The 16580-nt window shown below is 60.3% G+C and carries 11 protein-coding genes; 3 read left to right on the forward strand and 8 right to left on the reverse strand.

Annotation, left to right across the window (positions count from 1 at the left end; genetic code table 11):
- Positions 1–5: 5 nt before the first annotated feature.
- From ABRP64_RS00415 to ABRP64_RS00430, 4 genes are read right to left on the reverse strand one after another with little or no spacing between them, the layout of a single operon-like run.
- Positions 6–2594 carry an AAA family ATPase gene (locus tag ABRP64_RS00415; protein ID WP_349865028.1) on the reverse strand — a complete coding sequence of 863 codons (2589 nt, stop codon included), beginning with the start codon at positions 2592–2594 and terminating at the stop codon, positions 6–8.
- Positions 2595–2599: 5 nt separating this feature from the next.
- Positions 2600–3715 carry a metallophosphoesterase family protein gene (locus tag ABRP64_RS00420; RefSeq protein WP_284769869.1) on the reverse strand — a complete coding sequence of 372 codons (1116 nt, stop codon included), beginning with the start codon at positions 3713–3715 and terminating at the stop codon, positions 2600–2602.
- A gap of 2 nt (positions 3716–3717) precedes the next feature.
- Positions 3718–4539 (reverse strand): SWIM zinc finger family protein, encoded by an 822-nt coding sequence (locus ABRP64_RS00425; protein ID WP_284769870.1) that lies wholly within the window; start codon positions 4537–4539, stop codon positions 3718–3720.
- Positions 4540–4543: 4 nt separating this feature from the next.
- Positions 4544–7561 carry a DEAD/DEAH box helicase gene (locus tag ABRP64_RS00430; protein ID WP_502880494.1) on the reverse strand — a complete coding sequence of 1006 codons (3018 nt, stop codon included), beginning with the start codon at positions 7559–7561 and terminating at the stop codon, positions 4544–4546.
- 180 nt (positions 7562–7741) lie between these two features.
- Between ABRP64_RS00430 and putP the strand changes: the two genes are divergently transcribed.
- The 3 genes from putP to ABRP64_RS00445 are packed head-to-tail and all read left to right on the forward strand — an operon-like array spanning position 7742 to position 10414.
- A complete protein-coding gene (gene putP / locus ABRP64_RS00435) occupies positions 7742–9313 on the forward strand; it encodes a sodium/proline symporter PutP (protein ID WP_349865032.1) in 1572 nt (523 codons plus the stop codon).
- 34 nt (positions 9314–9347) lie between these two features.
- Positions 9348–9914 (forward strand): HNH endonuclease family protein, encoded by a 567-nt coding sequence (locus ABRP64_RS00440; protein WP_284769873.1) that lies wholly within the window; start codon positions 9348–9350, stop codon positions 9912–9914.
- Positions 9915–9970: 56 nt separating this feature from the next.
- The gene (locus ABRP64_RS00445; RefSeq protein WP_284769874.1) at positions 9971–10414 is read left to right on the forward strand and encodes a DUF2269 domain-containing protein; all 444 of its coding nucleotides are present in this window, start codon (positions 9971–9973) and stop codon (positions 10412–10414) included.
- Positions 10415–10422: 8 nt separating this feature from the next.
- On the opposite strand, the gene ABRP64_RS00450 is transcribed toward ABRP64_RS00445, so the two are convergent.
- The 4 genes from ABRP64_RS00450 to hutU form a co-directional block, all read right to left on the reverse strand.
- Entirely contained in the window at positions 10423–11661 is a 1239-nt protein-coding gene (locus ABRP64_RS00450) for an HNH endonuclease signature motif containing protein (protein ID WP_349865034.1), read from the reverse strand.
- A gap of 147 nt (positions 11662–11808) precedes the next feature.
- Positions 11809–13680, reverse strand: coding sequence for a DEAD/DEAH box helicase (locus ABRP64_RS00455; protein ID WP_023017755.1), 1872 nt, complete (start codon positions 13678–13680; stop codon positions 11809–11811).
- Between the two features lie 46 nt (positions 13681–13726).
- Positions 13727–14896, reverse strand: a complete 1170-nt coding sequence (hutI, locus tag ABRP64_RS00460; RefSeq protein WP_284769877.1) for an imidazolonepropionase — start codon at positions 14894–14896, stop codon at positions 13727–13729.
- Positions 14897–16573 carry a urocanate hydratase gene (gene hutU / locus ABRP64_RS00465; RefSeq protein ID WP_284769878.1) on the reverse strand — a complete coding sequence of 559 codons (1677 nt, stop codon included), beginning with the start codon at positions 16571–16573 and terminating at the stop codon, positions 14897–14899. It lies immediately after the preceding gene.
- Positions 16574–16580: the final 7 nt, after the last annotated feature.

Here is a 16580-nt window from a genome sequence, read left to right on the forward strand (position 1 = left end):
AAGGACTAGATTACCTCCTTCAGCGTGGCGATGTCGCGCTCGCTGCGCCCAGGCACCCGGGAATAGCGCTGCGGCATGCAGGTAAAGACCAAAACCTGGTTCTCGCGGCCTACCTGTGAGAACAAAGTGGACATGAGTTGCAGGCGGTGCGCGTCGGTAGAACCCAGCGCGTCATCGACGATGACCGGCACGGTTTCCTCCCCCGCCACCAAGCGCGCGATGGCAAAGCGGGTAAGGATGGCCAGCTGCTCGCGCGCGCCTCCAGACAGGCTGGTCATGGCCACCGTTTCATTATCGCGGGTGCGTGCGGTGACGGAAAGATCATCTGCCAGTTCAAAGCTGATGTCCCCGCCGTAGATGGTGCGGGCCAGCTGGGCGAGTGCCGCCACGAAGGGCTCGGCATAACGCTGGCGCGCGGCATCGCGGTGTTTGAGCAGCAGCTCGCGCAGGTAGCGTGCCGCCAGCGCGCGCTTTTTCACGCTTTCTAGCACTGCCTGCGCCATTTCTGCTTCCGCTTGCGCCTGCTGCTCGCGCTCTGCCGCGCCGGAGTGATAATTAATCTCGCTCGACAGCTTGCCCAGTTCCACCTTGGAATCTTGCACCTGATTTTGCAGGTACTCCAGGTGCGATTGCGCGCCCTCCACCAAGCTCTGAGCGGTGGCTAGGTCCACGGCCTCCATCTCAGATAGCTGTTCCTGCATTCGGGTTACCAGCGCACCCAGCCGCTCCGCTTCTCCTTCCAAACCAGCATCGGAGGTTTTCTCCCGCGCTTCGGTCAGCTCGCGCTCGGCGCGCTCGGCCTTCTCGGTGGCGGCCGCGAGCTCGGCCTCCAAGCGCACCACGTCGTGGGCGATGCGGCTATCGCGGAAGGGAATAAGCTCGCGGTCGAGGGCATCGACAAGCTCGCGCGCCTCTTCCTCCGTTTCTTCTGCAGCGGATAAATCCATGACCGGGGCATCATCGAGCCCGGCGACCTTCTCCTTCAGCGCCGCGTGTTGGGCGCGCAGTTCGCCCAAATCATCCGGCCCCAACTCGCTCTCGAGCTTGCGCGTGGCGGCATCCAACCCGGCATTCTGCTCGCTGTGTGCCTTGTACAGAGCTTCGGCGGCGGCGATGGATGCCACGCCGGTGGCATCGAAAAGCTCCTGCAGGCGCGTCTCGGCCTGATCCACCTCGCGCTGGGTCTTATCGGAAGAGTACGCACCGGCCACAAAGCGGGCGGTGATATCGCCGATGGTGATCTCGCGGCCATCGACAAGCTCAACTGCAGGCTGCTTGCCGATGTCCACCAGCTTCCCATCCACCCCAATCTCCGCGCCCTCGGGCCCGGAAAATTCCACCTTGGCGGCGGTGGCATCGTGCAGGCGCTTGGCCAAGCCGAGATCGGCATCCGCCTTGCGGAGTTCCTCGACATCCGCGGCGGTCATCTCGCGCCCGCGTTGGGCGATCTCCGCCTGAGCCTTCCCCACGCCACGTGCCAGTTCCTCTACCTTGAGCAGGCGCTTATCCAGGCGCTGAAAGGTCTCCTTGTCCTGATGCAGCCGCGCCTGCTTGAGCGTTGTGCGCGCGGTGGCGTAGTCCTCTTTGGCGGTAGCCAGCTTCTTTTCCACCGCCTCTTTATTCTCGTTTTCCTCCGCGGCCTTCTCGCGGGCGGTCGCAAGCTTATCCGCAGCGCTCGACTGTGCGGTGCCTGCGTCCTCGAGTGCCTCGGCCATCTCCTGGCGCTTAGATTGCGCGTCCTTAGCGCGTTGGAAATCCTCCTTGGCGCGGATGAGCTCGGCCTTGTGCGCATCCACCTGGTGCTGGGCCTGCACGGCTTCGTCCGCGGCGGCTTGTTTCTCGGCGAGGTCCTGGCGAGCCGCGGGTAGCTGCGCTTCGGCTTCTTCTTGTTGGCGTTCCAGGTGCTCGTAGCGCTCCACCACGGAATCGAGCCCGCGCACCGCAGCGGAAGCTTCCTCCAACTCCTGCTCGGCACGCTCCACAGTCTCCTGGGCCTTTTTATACTCGCCGGCTGCCTTGCCCGTCTTTTCGGTGTAGTAGCGCTTGTATTCCTTATCTACCTTGCCCAAAAGCTGGGAATCATCGCCGGATACCTCGTCCTCTGCCAGGCCGGACTCCTGCTCGAGGGCCTGCGTTAAGGAGGGAATGCCCACTGCTGAGATAGCGTCATTGGAGTCATCTTGGCGCATAAAGAGGACATCAAGAAGCTGGCGATCCATGTTCTCGCTTAAGATCCGTTCCAGCTCGTCATCGGCCTGGCGGCCTGTATATTGTGCGTGGCGCGGGGACGAGATGGCCAGCTCACAGTACTTCTTCTGCAGCCAGCGCTTGGCAATGCGAAAGCGGTATTCCCCCACGGAAATATCCGCAATGACCTCCGGCGATACGTCCTTGCCCACCGGCTGCAGATCCCGGATACCGCTGGGGCGCGCCGTGTGCTTTTCCGTCAGCACCACATCGAGGGCCTCCACGATGGTGGATTTACCGGCCTCGTTCTCGCCGTGAATGACCACCACCCCGGTTTCTGGAAGGTCATCCAACACTAAATGCTCGATGCCGCGGACATTTTTAATTTCTAAGCTGTGGATGCGCATGTGGTTTATCCTTCCAAGCGAAATAGCAGGTTGGCGGCGTCGCGGGCCACCGGATCCTCGCGGTTTTCCAGCAGCTCTTGCAGGGCGTCGGCGGCATAGCCGGAAATGTCCAGGTTGGCTAGTTCGTCTTCGCTAGGCTCCAAGAACAGGTCCATGGTTCGCTCGCGCGGGCGCAGCGAGGCAAAGACCGCCTCCAACTCATCCAGCCCGCGCTGCAGCTGGGCGTGCGCCGCAATGCCAAGGGTCCCTTGCAGGCTGTATTTAATCGCCGTGCGCACCTTATCCGGGTACTCTTCCAAGCTGCGCAGGAAGCGCTCGACATCCTCGGTGGAATTGACGGAGGCATCGAGGGCTTCAAACGTCCAGCGCCCGATGCTGCGCTTATCGATGTCTATGTCTTCCCCCTCAATCCTTACCACCAGCGCGTTCCCGGAATCGGCCTCGCCGCCACCGGTGGAGCATTCCTTAAAGTCCGTGGTCTCCGGGCTCCCAGAGAACCAGACGCGGCCGGTCTTTCCCAGGCTGGCCGTCGAGTGGGTATCGCCCAGCGCCAAGTAATTGATCACCCCACGCTCCAAGCACTGCTCTACGAATTCCAGGTCGATGGTATCGGCATCTCCCCCGCTAGTACGCGAATCCACCTGTCCATGGCCCACAGCAATCCGGATTCCCTCCGTGGGTTCGAGCGGCTCCAAGGCCTGGCGCACCAAGTCGTGGTTGGCGCGTTTGGACAAGTACGGCGCCCCCACCAATTCCACGCCCTTGCCCACCGCGATGGGTTCTGAATCCGCGATGACGTGCACGTTATCCGCGCTGGTGCGATAAAATACCGAGTCCGCGACCAGCGGATCGTGGTTTCCCGGCAGCACATACACCGGCACGGGCAAGCGCTTAAACATCTCGGTAGCGCGGGCCAAAATTTCTCGGGAGAGCGCATTGTGTTCAAATACATCGCCCGCCACGACGATGAACTGCGCGCCGACCTCCTCCGCGAGCTGGCCTAGGTGCATGATGGCGGACTCGCGGTCATCGTTGAAACGACCTTGCGCCTCCCCCTTCAAGAACCAGCGGGTCATTCCCAGCTGGAAGTCGGACGTGTGGATAAAGGTCGTTGCAATCATAATCAGTGCGTTAAGTGGTAGTAGAGGTCTTCAATATCGGACACGGCCCGCAAGAGGTCAATATTGGTATGCGATACGGCCCGCAGGGCCTTGCGCAAGAGGTCCGGATCGGAATCTTCCAGCGCTGGGGCAACCTTGGGGTGCGGCAGTTTAGGCATCTCGCGGCCATTCCAGAACACGTCGTTCTTTTCTTCCGCGGATAAATCGCTAGCTCCAAAGCTTTCTCGAGAGACCTGCTGCGATTGCTCCATGACGGCCTTTTCCAAGCGCGCAAAGTCCAGCCCGCGCATATTGAAAATCACGGCGGGATCCGCATCCGCGCGGGTGGCGAGCCTATCTCCCACCGCCACGATGTGCTTGCAGGCATACGCGGAATCCGGGCAGGTGCAGGATAGCCGCAGATCTTCGACCTCGCTGGCAAACAAGGTATCCAGCGCTTCCTCAGACAACAGGCCCTTGCGCGCATTCGCTACGGAATTCGGCGTGCGCGCGAATTGGCCGGCGAGTGCCGCAATATCGTCATTATCGCGGTACGGCAGCTGGATGAGTACGGAAAAAGGCTCGTTCTGGGAACCGGCCACGCGCCCATGGATGGCACCGTTGCGGATCTCCAAGCCAACGACGTGACCGCCTTCGGCGTACTGGCGCCCGCGGGTAATCCGTCCCCGGTCCGCATCATGGCTGGTAAAGGAAGAAATCCGGGCTGCGGTCTTGGACAGTAGCCGCCCGCTGCGGTCAACATGGTTGACCTCATCCGGGGTGCTCACGCGCTTGCGGGTACCAAAGTTTGCGTAGATGACATTGTCATCGCCCTTAACGGCCATCCGCTTACTCCTTTCCCCGGTAACTCATGAGCTCTGCCAGCTGGTCCGGCTCCAATTCCGTGAGCCAGCCCTCGCCTTCGCCGACGACGGAACCAGCCAGCTGCGTCTTTCCATCCAAAATGTCTTGAATGGATTCTTCCAACGTGCCAGCGGTAATCATCTTATACACCTGCACGTTACGGCGCTGACCAATACGGAAGGCGCGGTCCGTGGCTTGGTTTTCCACCGCGGGGTTCCACCAGCGGTCCATGTGCACCACGATCGATGCCGCAGTTAGGTTGAGGCCCGTGCCGCCCGCCTTGAGCGAAAGGATCATCGCCTGTGGGCCATCATCGGCTTGGAAGTCCTCCACCATCTGGTCGCGCTTATTCTTCGTCACCCCGCCGTGCAGGAAGGGAATCTCATGGCCCAGCTGCCCGCTCAGGTAGGGCTGCAGGATAGCCCCGAAGGCCTTGTATTGCGTAAAGATCAGCAGGCGCTCGCCGGATTCGGTAGCGGCATCGACAATCCGCATCAGCTCCTTCACCTTGCCCGAGCGGTGCTTGCCCTTGATAACCACCGGTGAATCATCCCCCAGGTAATGCGCCGGGTGATTGCAGATCTGCTTAATGCGCGTCAGCGAGGCCAAGACGATGCCGCGCTTGCTGATGCCCGTAGCATCCTCCAAGCTCTTCTTCACCTCATTGACCAGCGCTTTGTACAGCGCGGCCTGCTCGGTGGTCATGGATACGGTAAGAATCTGCTCGGACTTTTCCGGCAGATCATCGATGATATTGGGATCGGTCTTGACGCGGCGCAGGATGAGAGGCGCGGTCAGCGCGCGCAGGCGCTCGGACATCTCCTCATCATTATTGCGCTCGATGGCCTTGGCAAAGTGATTGCGGAAAAAGGACGCCGTGCCCAAAATCCCTGGGTTACAAAAGTCCAAGATGGACCGCATCTCGGACAGGCGGTTTTCCACCGGCGTACCGGTCAGCGCCACGCGGTGTTCAGACGGCAGCGATCGCACCGCCTTGGAGGAACGTGTGGCCGAATTCTTAATGGCCTGCGCCTCATCGAGGACCACGCGTTGCCAAGACACCTCGCCCAAGAGGTTAAAGTCCCGGCTCACGGTGCCATAGGTAGTAATGACGAGATCTGCTTTTCCTGCGGCCTCGAGGAACTTCTCCCCGCTCGGACGCCCCGCGCCGTGTTGCACCATGACCTCGAAATCCGGCACGAAGCGACGCGCCTCGCGAGCCCAGTTACCCACCACGGAAGTCGGTGCGACTACTAAGGTGGGTCCGGTTTGTTCACCGCGCTCCTTCTCCACCGCCAAAAGGGACAGTAGTTGGAGTGTTTTGCCGAGCCCCATGTCATCGGCAAGCACGGCACCGATGTTATTGCGCGACATCCAATACAGCCAGTCCACGCCAGTACGCTGATACTCGCGCAGCTCAGCATGCACGGTCTCCGGAATGTCCACGCGCTTAGGCGCAACCGTATCCATGCCGCCGAGCAACGCGGTATGCCATGTGCTGCCGGTAAATTCGATGGGCTCTTGGGCCATCGACTCAAGCGCCAGCTCCCGCAGCTCCGCCACCGTGACCTGGTGCTCACTCTTCTCATTGAACTCCGCGCGGCGACGCTCGACCTCCGCCATGAGCTGCTGCCATCCCGGCTCATTGAGTTTTTTGGCCATCTCCGCCGAGGCCGCCAGCTGCTCGAGCTCTTTCTTGGCGCGCTCGCGGGACTTATCCGCCAGCTCCTCCATATAGGACGAGACCTTGGATACGACCTGGGTATCGGCCATGACCCACTTGCCGCGCAGCTGAATGAGCCCGGACTTGGAATTGACCAGCTCGTCCATCTCGGACTCGGTAAGCTCCACATCGCCCACGGACATGCGCCAGTTATAGTCCACGAGCTGATTCATGCCGATGTGCTTCTTCGTGGCGGCCTCGGCCGGGTCCCTGGCCTCACGGGTTTCCAGCTTGGCCTTGGTATCCATCTGCGCCCACGATTTGGGCAGCATGACGGTAATGCCCCGCTTTTTCAGCTCGGGCACCTCGTGCGCAATAAACTGCGTGAGCTGTTCCGTGTCCAGGTAGACATCCCAATCGCCGTCGCCGGGCTGGGGCAATTGCGTACTCTGGCCCAGGCTCGGTGCCGCATGCACGGCCTTGCGGTGGTTTTCGCGCAGCTTCTCGATGCTCGCCCTATCCAGCTCCTCCGCCGATACCGGCCGCGGCGAATCCGTTCCAGAGCGCACCCGCACACGAATCGGCCACGCTGCGTCTTCTGGATCCTGTTCCTCCGGTTCCTCCACGATGTAGACGAGTTGGAGTTCCACCTGGTAAATGGAATTTTTCCATTCATTGAGCCCACGCAGCAGTTGCGCGCGGCCGCGGCGGATAGGGGCCGTCGTCAGCAATGCGCGGGCGAAGTCGTGCCAAGGCATGGGCCGGGGCTCATTAAGCAGTGGCTGCAATTCCCGGTTGGCAATCCAATGCGTCAGTTCATCCGCGAGGTCATCTGAAAGGGCTCTATTATTTATATGGAGAATCCCGGGGGCCGCGGCCATCATTTCTGCTAGCCAACCGCGCTCACCCAAACCTGAGGCCAGCTGCCACATGGGAAACCACTCGTTGGCCTGGTACGCCAACCGGAACGTCACCCTGCCCGCGCGGACAAACTTGCTCAGGCCACTATATGCGTGAATGAGCCAGTGCAGATCCGGGGCAATCGATGCCGGTGGATGATGGTCTAGGTATTCCAGCTGGGCTAGGGCTTCTACTGCTTCTTCTGGGGCAAACATGGCCATGGGCACCATGAGCGAGACGTCTTTGCCCTTTGGAGTCCGTAGTGATACGCGCGCCCGGTTCCGGAAGGATTTCTTAGCCAGGATGGCATCAATTGCCTGCGGAAACGTCCCTTCTGGCACGGCCGAAGGCATAACAATCTTGTGTCCTTCTACCTGCTCAATCCATAGACCAAGCCCCGAAACCGGCAGCCAAAGGCCATGCACAAGGTAAGAAGCCATAACGGCCAGCATAGCAGCCCTGTATAGTTTTGTTACAAGCTCGTTATATTCACGTCTTTACGCAGTTAGACGGTGAAAAACATCACCGGAGATCTATGCCACAGCTGAATTTTAGCTTGGGTGAACCTTAAGTCACCGTTAACGTAACAATGTCCGATAAATCACTACAAGGAGTGAAACGTGCAAGAATCAACTTGGTACGTCATTGCGATGATTGTGTACTTCCTCGTAATGGCAGCCATTGGCTACTGGAGCTACAAACAAACCGACGAATACGACGATTATGTTTTGGGCGGCCGTGGCCTGCACCCATTCGTAGCTGCTCTCTCCGCCGGCGCATCTGATATGTCCGGCTGGCTGCTCATGGGCCTGCCTGGCGCGCTCTTCCTTTCCGGTTTTTCCGAGCTGTGGATGCCTATCGGCCTCCTTATCGGTGCATGGGCAAACTGGAAGTGGATTGCGCCGCGTCTGCGCGCTTACTCGGAGGTTGCGGGCGATTCCATTACGGTCCCCTCCTTCTTCGAGAACCGTCTGCGCGATAAGTCGCGCATGCTGCGTATTATCTCCGCAGTTATCATTATCTTCTTCTTTACCTTCTACGTCTCTTCCGGCATGGTCTCCGGTGGTCGTTACTTCGAGTCCACCTTCGGTGGCGACTACATCACCGGTATGTTGATCATCGCCGCAGTGACCATTTTCTACACCTTCATCGGTGGCTTCTTGGCAGTGTCCTACACCGACGCTATGCAGGGCATGCTGATGTTCGTCGCCCTGCTGATCGTGCCAATCATGGCGCTTTTCGCTCTTGACGATGCCAGCGCGATCTTCTCCTTCGCTACCGAAAACAGCTACGCCACCGATGGCGCACTCGAGCCAAACGATAACTACTTCTCTCTCTTCGCTGGCGTTTCTGCTGGTGTTATCGTTGGTAACGCCGCTTGGGGCCTTGGCTACTTTGGTCAGCCGCACATCATCGTGCGCTTCATGGCACTGCGTAAGCCTTCCGACGCCAAGCAGGGCCGTTTCTACGGCATCACCTGGATGGGTCTTTCCGTCATCGGCGCTATCTTCGTTGCGCTTACCGGTACCGTGTACTTCACCCAGTTCGGTGAAACCATTACTGACCAAGAGAACTTCGAGACCATCTTCTTGGATATGGCTCAGGCCATGATGCACCCATTGCCTGCTGGTTTCATCTTGACCGCAGTCTTGGCAGCGATCATGTCCACCATGTCCTCCCAGATGCTCGTGGTTTCCTCTTCCCTGATTGAGGACCTCTACCTCATCATCGCAAAGCGCAAGCCTGACGAGCGCATCCTGATTAACCTGTCCCGTACCGCCGTCGTGGCCATCGCGGTCATCGCCGCAATCTTGGCCATCAACCCGTCCGATTCCATCCTTGGCCTGGTCGGCTTCGCATGGGCTGGTTTCGGTTCCGCATTCGGTCCGCTCGTCATCCTGGCTCTGTACTGGAAGCGCCTCAACGCAACCGGTGCAATCGCCGGTATGGTTACCGGTGCAGTCGTCGCCATCGGCTGGGGCATGTCCCCGCTTGGCGATTCCCTCTACGAGATGGTTCCGGGCTTCTTCTCCGCACTCCTCGTTACCGTTCTGGTCACCTTGGCTACCAAGCAGCCAGACCAGGAGGTCTTGGACGAGTTCGAGGAAGCCGAGAAGCTTGCCAAGCTCGTTGAGAAGGACGACTCCCTGGACTTCGAGGAAGCAGCAGAAAAGGTTTCCGATAACAAGTAGGAACCTTCCCGCACCTCGCGGAGTCCAATAGGGCATGAAGTCCTATTATCTGGCCGCGCTATCATGCATAACCGCTCTCGTTATCGCATGGTATGCGTGGCCTTTTCCGCGTTTTGATGTCTCCACAGTGCCGGCTCGCGCGGAATTGCCGGGCTACGACCGCGACGAGTTCGGCGGCTGGCAGCCCAACGGCGCATGCACCACGCGTGAGGCCATCATGGAGAACCAAGCCAGCGAGGACTTCGCTGACTGCCGGCCACAATCCGGCACGATTTATGACCCCTACGCGGGTGAGATGATTTCAGCGACCTCCCCCATCGAGGTCGACCACATCTTCCCGCTTTCCGCCGCCTTTGACCTGGGGGCTGCAGAATGGGACCAAGACACCAAGATCCGCTTTGCTAACGATCCCCTCAATCTGGTGGCGACCAGCCGGGAGCTCAATCAGGAAAAGTCCGATTCCCTCCCCTCTGAGTGGCTCCCGCCCGCCAACCGCTGCGATTACTCGCGGCGCCTCGCAGAAATCGCCCGGAACTACGAGTTACCGTTGCCCCGCGCAGACGTGCGTGCAATGAGAAGGCAATGTCGGTTCGATTTCTAGCAGGGAAATTGATTAGGGTGAACAAGGCAACTTTTCTTAACTGAAGGGCATCCTCCATGACTACTTTTTTCATTTTCCTGCACGTGGCGGCGGCCATTGTTCTGCTTGGCCCCGTGTGCATTTCCACGTCCATCTACCAGACGCAGCTGCAGGGCGCAGCACAGGGCGATAAGACAGCCCTCGGTGCCGCCCGTAACCTGCACAACATCACCAATACTTACGGCTACATTTCCGCGCTCGTGCCGGTCCTTGGCCTTGCTGTCTTCCTGTCTGATATCGAAACCTTCAAGAGCCAGGTCAACTTCCACATCGCCATCCTCGTGGCCATCATCGCGTGGTGCCTGCTCTTCTTCCTCATCCTTCCTAAGCAGCGCACGGCGCAGGCAGCCCTAGAGTCCGGCGATACAGCCAACCTGGGCTCCATTAAGAAGTCCTTGTCCGCTTTCGGCGGCGTCTTCAACCTCCTGTGGATCATCTGTCTTATCTTGATGTACATCTAGGAAGCCATTTACTCTTCGGGGACAGTGTCATCGCTGTCCCCTTTTTCATGGGTGGACTCTTCCCGAAGTTCTTCTTTTAGTTGCTGCGCATCTGCATGCGCATTCTCCCTCCGTTTTTTCGTCGCCTGTGCAACCGTCTGCGCCCACCTGCGGTTCTTGGGGGCCAGCGGCCCACTCGCGGAGTCATAGACCCACGTAGAGTCATCAAAGAGCCAGACGATGTCCCCGCTTATCGGGTCCTTGATATAAAAGGCCCTGCCATCGGTCTTTATATTGTGATGGTGTTGGCATAAGCACGTAAGGTTTGCCGCCGAGGTCGGACCGCCATCCGCAAAGTCGTGCCGATGGTCCATCTGCGAAACCACGGCCGGCCGCGTGCAGCCTGGCCACCGGCACGTGCCATCCAAGCCCTCTACAAACGCCCGGATATCTGGCGGCGTCACATAGTTGGGGCTCTCCGCCTGACCGGCTTTCTCCATATCCCTTGTCGTTGTCGCGCGAGCCTGTAGGTCATCCGCGGTCTCCGGGGATACCCAGCCCAAGTGCTGTACAAACGCGGGCGCATCCGGCAGGTCGCAGCGATACATATTCAACACGACCTTGGCCTTCGCCTGCGCCTTTCCAGTCAGCAGCTCCACTGCGGCCTCAGCCATCGTGAGGTCCTTGTCCGTAGCGATATCCCGAATATTGCGGTCGATTATCTCCGCGGTTTCTAACCCGACGTCCAGGCAAACCGCGGCCCACTCCCCGCCTGTAGGTTCAACGCTATAGGCTTGCTTGCGGCGCGGATCCCGCGCGGCAATAGAGGGATCGAGGCGCACGATGAGCTCGCGCAGCTTTCGGCGGAGATTGCGGTGCGAGGGCAGCTTTTGATTGGGACGGGTTGGGGTCAAGTAGTTGGTCAGGGCGTCATCGATAGTGAATTTCTTCTCCGCATCAATGGCGCCGAGTTTGGCTAGGGTTTGGTCAATCGTAATGAGTCGGTCTAAATCTAAATGGAAATGCTGTTCTTGCCGAGCGCGCAGCCGCGGCAGCTCTTTTAATCGCTCGAAGGCGAAAATAATATTCCTAATTCGGGACTGACGCGCCCCAGTTAAGTTAGACAGGGATTGGCTAATAATTTCGATATCGTCATCCGGGCCAGGATGAAGCCTTTCCCAAAACTGGTATTCGGCCTTCCTAATCTCCGTAGCTGCACGGGAGGTAGAATTTTCTGGATTGGTATTGGCATAATATGGCGCATTCATGGACTTTCTTTCGAGAGATTTACTAGAACATGATTTCGCCATACACCATACAAGACCACCCTGACACACTACCCCCGTTTATAGTAAAAGCGCAGGTCACAGGGCATGAAAAAAGGGCCTCTAAAAAGAGGCCCTTTGGAGGTTTAATTAGTCGCGGAAGCGACCACCGTGCTTGCGGCCACCGCCGCCGCCATCACGGCGAGGCGGGCGACCGGTATCCTTCTGAATCTTGATGAGCTGCCCAGAAATCCGGGTATCCTTCAGGCGGTCAAGCACAGCCGGGTCCATGTTCTTCGGCAGATCCACGAGCGTGTGCCCCACCGCAATGGTGATGCGCCCGAAGTCCTTGGCAGACAGGCCACCTTCGTTGGCGATAGCACCGACGATGGCACCAGGGCGGACATTCTGGCGCTTGCCGACGTCCAACCGGTACGTCTCAAAGTCACCATCCGGCCGCTTGGAACCGCCGCGGTTCTTGCCGCCACCCTTGAAGTCACGGTCGCGCTTGCGGTCATCGCGATCGCGGCGGTCTTTCTTTGGCTTGGGCAAAGGCTTGTCTTCCAATAGGAAGTTCTTGCCACCCTGATGCATGACGGCCAACGCAGCCGCGATGTCGTCCATGGCAACGTCGTTGTCTTCCGAGTACTTGCGTACCAAGTTGCGGAAGAAATCGGCCTGCTTGTTGTCCATGGACTGGGTAATGGCCTGCGCAAACTTTTCCTTACGCTTCTCATTGACCTCATCGACGGACGGCAGGTCCATCTCTTCGAGGCGAGCATTGGTCACGCGTTCGATGGAGCGCAGCATGCGGCGCTCGCGCGGGGTGACGAACAAGATTGCCTCGCCGGAGCGGCCGGCACGGCCAGTACGGCCGATGCGGTGCACGTAGGACTCGGTATCGTTCGGGATATCGAAGTTCACCACGTGGGTGATGCGCTCGACGTCAAGGCCACGCGCGGCGACGTCGGTAGCGACGAGGATGTCCAGGCGGCCATCCTTGAGCTGGTCGACGGTGCGCTCGCGCTGCGCCTGGGCGATGTCGCCGTTAATGGCAGCGGCGCTGTAGCCGCGATCGCGCAGGGCCTCGGCCACCTCTTCGGTCTCGTGCTTGGTACGGCAGAAGACGATGATGGCGTCATAGGTAATGACTTCGAGGATGCGGGTGAAGGCATCCATCTTTGCGCGGTGCGGAATCAGCAGGAAACGCTGCTTAATGTTGTCGTTGGTGCGGCGCTCCGACTTAACGGTTACTTCCGCCGGGTTGTGCAGGTACTGCTTGGACAGGCGGCGGATGGCATTAGGCATGGTGGCGGAGAAAAGCGCCACCTGCTTGCGGTCCGGGGTACTTTCCAGGATGCGCTCGACGTCTTCCTGGAAGCCCATGTTCAGCATTTCATCGGCCTCATCGAGGACGAGGAACTGCAGCTGGGACAGGTCAAGCGAACCCTTTTCCAGGTGGTCGATGACGCGACCCGGGGTACCCACGATGACCTGGGCGCCGCGACGCAGGCCAGACAGCTGGATGCCGTAGGCCTGACCACCGTAGATGGGAAGAACCTCGATTCCCTTCAGGGTTTCCGCGAAGGATTGGAAGGCGTCTGCAACCTGCAGGGCCAGCTCGCGGGTAGGCGCAAGGACGAGCGCCTGCGGGTGGCGCGCCTGCGGGTCAAGCTGGGACAAGACCGGCAGCGCGAAGGCTGCGGTTTTGCCGGTACCGGTCTGTGCAAGGCCCACGACGTCGCGGCCTTCCATCAGGATCGGGATGGTTTCTGCTTGGATGGGGGACGGCGTGGTGAAGCCTACTTTCGCAACGGCTTGCAGAATTTTATCTGGCAAGCCGAGGTGCTCGAACCCCTGGGAGTTGTCGTTGGCCGAATCTTTGGACTCAGCGCCGGTGCCCTCAGAAGTATTCGCAGCCCTGGTGTCCTGGTTGACACCTTGCGAGTTGTCCTGAGATTCCGACTTATTAAAATCTTCCGGCTCGTTTACGCCGCCGGTGGCGTTATCGGTAATGCTCATTGCTCGTCCAACCCTACGCGATACCGGCGGCAAACTCCATTCCTCGCTATACCCCCGCCACGAACGTGCGATAGCTCAGCGGCATACCCGGCCGGTAGGCCAAGTGCACCGCGCTAGGAGCATCGAGCACGTGCAGGTCAGCGGCAGCGCCCTCCACCAGGGTTCCCTTCGCGGGGCGGCCCTTCGGATCAAGGCCGTTGCCCACATTATGGCGGCGCAGCGCCGTGGCACCGCCGGTAGTGGCGGCATGGATGGCCTCGTCGACGGATAGGTGCTGCTGCAGGACGGCCGTGGTCACGCAGTAGTTCATCGACGAAGTATAGGAGGTACCTGGGTTGAGGTTGGAGGCGATGGCGAGGGTGGCGCCGGCATCGAGAAGCGCACGGCCAGGCGCCAGGGGCTCGCGCGTGGAAAGATCGCAGGCTGGGAGCATGGTGGCCACGGTCTCAGATGCTGCGAGCTTTTCGATGTCACTATCGCTCAGGTAGTTCACGTGATCAACCGAGGCGGCGCCGAGATCGACCGCGAGGCTGACACCCGGGCCCTCGCCAAGCTGGTTGCCGTGCACGCGCAGGCCAAGGCCCAACTTTTTACCGGCTTCTAAAACCCGGCGCGACTGCTCTTCATTGAACGCGCCGCGCTCGCAGAAGACGTCGATCCACTGGACGTATTCGGCAACGCCGTCCAGCATCGGGCCGACGACCTCATCGAGGTAGTCTTCCGCATCCGCTCCCGGCGGCACGAGGTGGGCGCCCAGGAACGTGACGTCATCGACGTGCTGGGATGCTACGCGGGCGGCTTCCACTTCAGATTCCGTGTTGAGGCCATAGCCGGTCTTGGTCTCGAAGGTGGTGGTGCCACCGCGGCGGCCGGCGGCCACGCGCTCGGCGACGAGCTTATCCAAGCGGTCCGCCCCCGCCTCCCGGGTGGCGTCCATGGTCACCGCGATGCCACCTGCCTCGTAGGAACCGCCGGACATGCGGGCCTCGAACTCGGCGGAGCGGTCACCGTCGAAGACCATGTGGGTGTGCGAATCCACCCAACCAGGAAGGACGGCGCGCCCGCCCAAGTCCACCTGGTCATCGGCGGCGGGCGCCTGAGATGCAGGGCCAATCCAGGCGATGGTGCCGTGGTCAGCGATAAGGGCGGCATCGTTAAGCGTGCCGTGCTCGCTGACCGTGCGGAGTTCAGAAATTCCGGTAAAAAGTGTGCTCATTTAATCCCTTGCCTTAAATTCCATGGGAACGCGAACGCCGCGTTCTTTGGCTACTTCCTCTGCGCGAGAGTACCCGGCATCGACGTGGCGGATAACACCCATCCCTGGGTCATTGGTCAGTACGGCGCGCAGCTTGGCGGCGGCGAGATCGGTGCCATCGGCAACCGTGACCTGGCCGGCGTGGATGGAGCGACCCATGCCCACTCCGCCGCCGTGGTGGAGGGAGACCCAGGTAGCGCCGGAGGATACAGCGGTCATGGCGTTGAGCAGCGGCCAGTCAGCGACGGCGTCGGTGCCATCGAGCATGGCTTCGGTCTCGCGGTACGGGGAGGCAACCGAGCCGGAATCGAGGTGGTCGCGGCCGATGACGATGGGGGCCTTAATCTTGCCCTCGCGCACTAGGTCATTGAAGAGCAGGCCGGCCTTGTGGCGCTCGTTGTAGCCGAGCCAGCAGATGCGGGCGGGCAGGCCCTCGAACTCGACGTATTCTTCGGCGGCGTCCAGCCAGTTATGCAGGTGCTCGTTCTCCGGGAATAGTTCCTTCAGGGCTTGGTCGGTAACCTTGATGTCTTCTGGGTCGCCGGACAGAGCTGCCCAACGGAATGGGCCCATTCCCTCGCAGAACAGCGGGCGGATATAGGCGGGAACGAAGCCTGGGAACTCGAATGCGCGCTGGTAGCCGGCGTGGCGTGCCTCATCGCGGATGGAGTTGCCGTAGTCAAAGACCTCAGCACCCTCGTCCTGGAATTCCACCATCGCTTGGACCTGTGCGGCCATGGATTCGCGGGCCTTTTTGGTAAAGGTCGTGGGATCGGCCTTGGCCTCGGACTGCCAGTCATCCACGGTGATTTCGGTGGGCAGGTAGGACAGTGGGTCGTGCGCGGAGGTCTGGTCGGTGACGATGTCTACCTTGAACTCCCCGGCGCGCTGGCGGCGCAGCACCTCTGGGAAGACCTCGGCGGCGTTGCCCACGAGGCCGACGGAAAGGGCCTTCTTGTTTTCCTTGGCATCGAGGACCAAGCGCAGGGCCTCGTCCAAGTCGGTGACCACTTCGTCGAGGTAACGCTTGTGCTGGCGGCGGCGCAGGCGGTGCTCATCCACGTCCACGATGAGTACTGCTCCCCCGTTGAGCGTCACGGCGAGCGGTTGGGCACCGCCCATGCCGCCACATCCACCGGTCAGGGTCAGGGTGCCGGCCAGGCTGTCCTCGAAGCGCTTCTTGGCCACGGCCGCGAAGGTCTCGTAGGTGCCCTGCAGGATGCCCTGGGTGGCGATGTAGATCCAGGAACCGGCCGTCATCTGGCCGTACATCATCAGGCCCTCGTCCTCGAGCTTGCGGAAGTGCTCCCAGTTAGCCCAGTCGCCCACGAGGTTGGAGTTGGCGATGAGCACACGCGGTGCCCATTCATTGGTCTTCCAGATGCCCACCGGCTTGCCGGATTGGACGAGGAGGGTTTCATCGCTTTCCAGGTCCTTCAGCGATTCCACAATGGCATCGAATGCCTCCCAGCTGCGGGCTGCGCGGCCGGTGCCGCCGTAGACCACGAGGTCCTCGGGGCGCTCTGCCACCTCTGGGTCGAGGTTATTCATCAGCATGCGCAATGGCGCTTCAGTTTGCCAGGATTTTGCGTTGAGTTCGGTGCCGCGGGGTGCGCGGACTTCGCGTGGTTCAGACATGGCTTCC

Origin of the sequence: Corynebacterium sp. KPL4015 (assembly GCF_040225725.1) — a bacterium.
GTDB classification, from domain to species: Bacteria; Actinomycetota; Actinomycetes; order Mycobacteriales; family Mycobacteriaceae; genus Corynebacterium; species Corynebacterium rhinophilum.

Excerpts from the sequence above, each read along its gene's own strand:
- ABRP64_RS00415 (WP_349865028.1), bottom strand. The coding sequence starts at position 2,594 with ATGCGCATCCACAGCTTAGAAATTAAAAATGTCCGCGGCATCGAGCAT.
- ABRP64_RS00420 (WP_284769869.1), bottom strand. The coding sequence starts at position 3,715 with ATGATTGCAACGACCTTTATCCACACGTCCGACTTCCAGCTGGGAATG.
- ABRP64_RS00425 (WP_284769870.1), bottom strand. The coding sequence starts at position 4,539 with ATGGCCGTTAAGGGCGATGACAATGTCATCTACGCAAACTTTGGTACC.
- ABRP64_RS00430 (WP_502880494.1), bottom strand. The coding sequence starts at position 7,561 with ATGGCTTCTTACCTTGTGCATGGCCTTTGGCTGCCGGTTTCGGGGCTT.
- ABRP64_RS00440 (WP_284769873.1), top strand. The coding sequence starts at position 9,348 with ATGAAGTCCTATTATCTGGCCGCGCTATCATGCATAACCGCTCTCGTT.
- ABRP64_RS00445 (WP_284769874.1), top strand. The coding sequence starts at position 9,971 with ATGACTACTTTTTTCATTTTCCTGCACGTGGCGGCGGCCATTGTTCTG.
- ABRP64_RS00450 (WP_349865034.1), bottom strand. The coding sequence starts at position 11,661 with ATGAATGCGCCATATTATGCCAATACCAATCCAGAAAATTCTACCTCC.
- ABRP64_RS00455 (WP_023017755.1), bottom strand. The coding sequence starts at position 13,680 with ATGAGCATTACCGATAACGCCACCGGCGGCGTAAACGAGCCGGAAGAT.
- hutI (WP_284769877.1), bottom strand. The coding sequence starts at position 14,896 with ATGAGCACACTTTTTACCGGAATTTCTGAACTCCGCACGGTCAGCGAG.
- hutU (WP_284769878.1), bottom strand. The coding sequence starts at position 16,573 with ATGTCTGAACCACGCGAAGTCCGCGCACCCCGCGGCACCGAACTCAAC.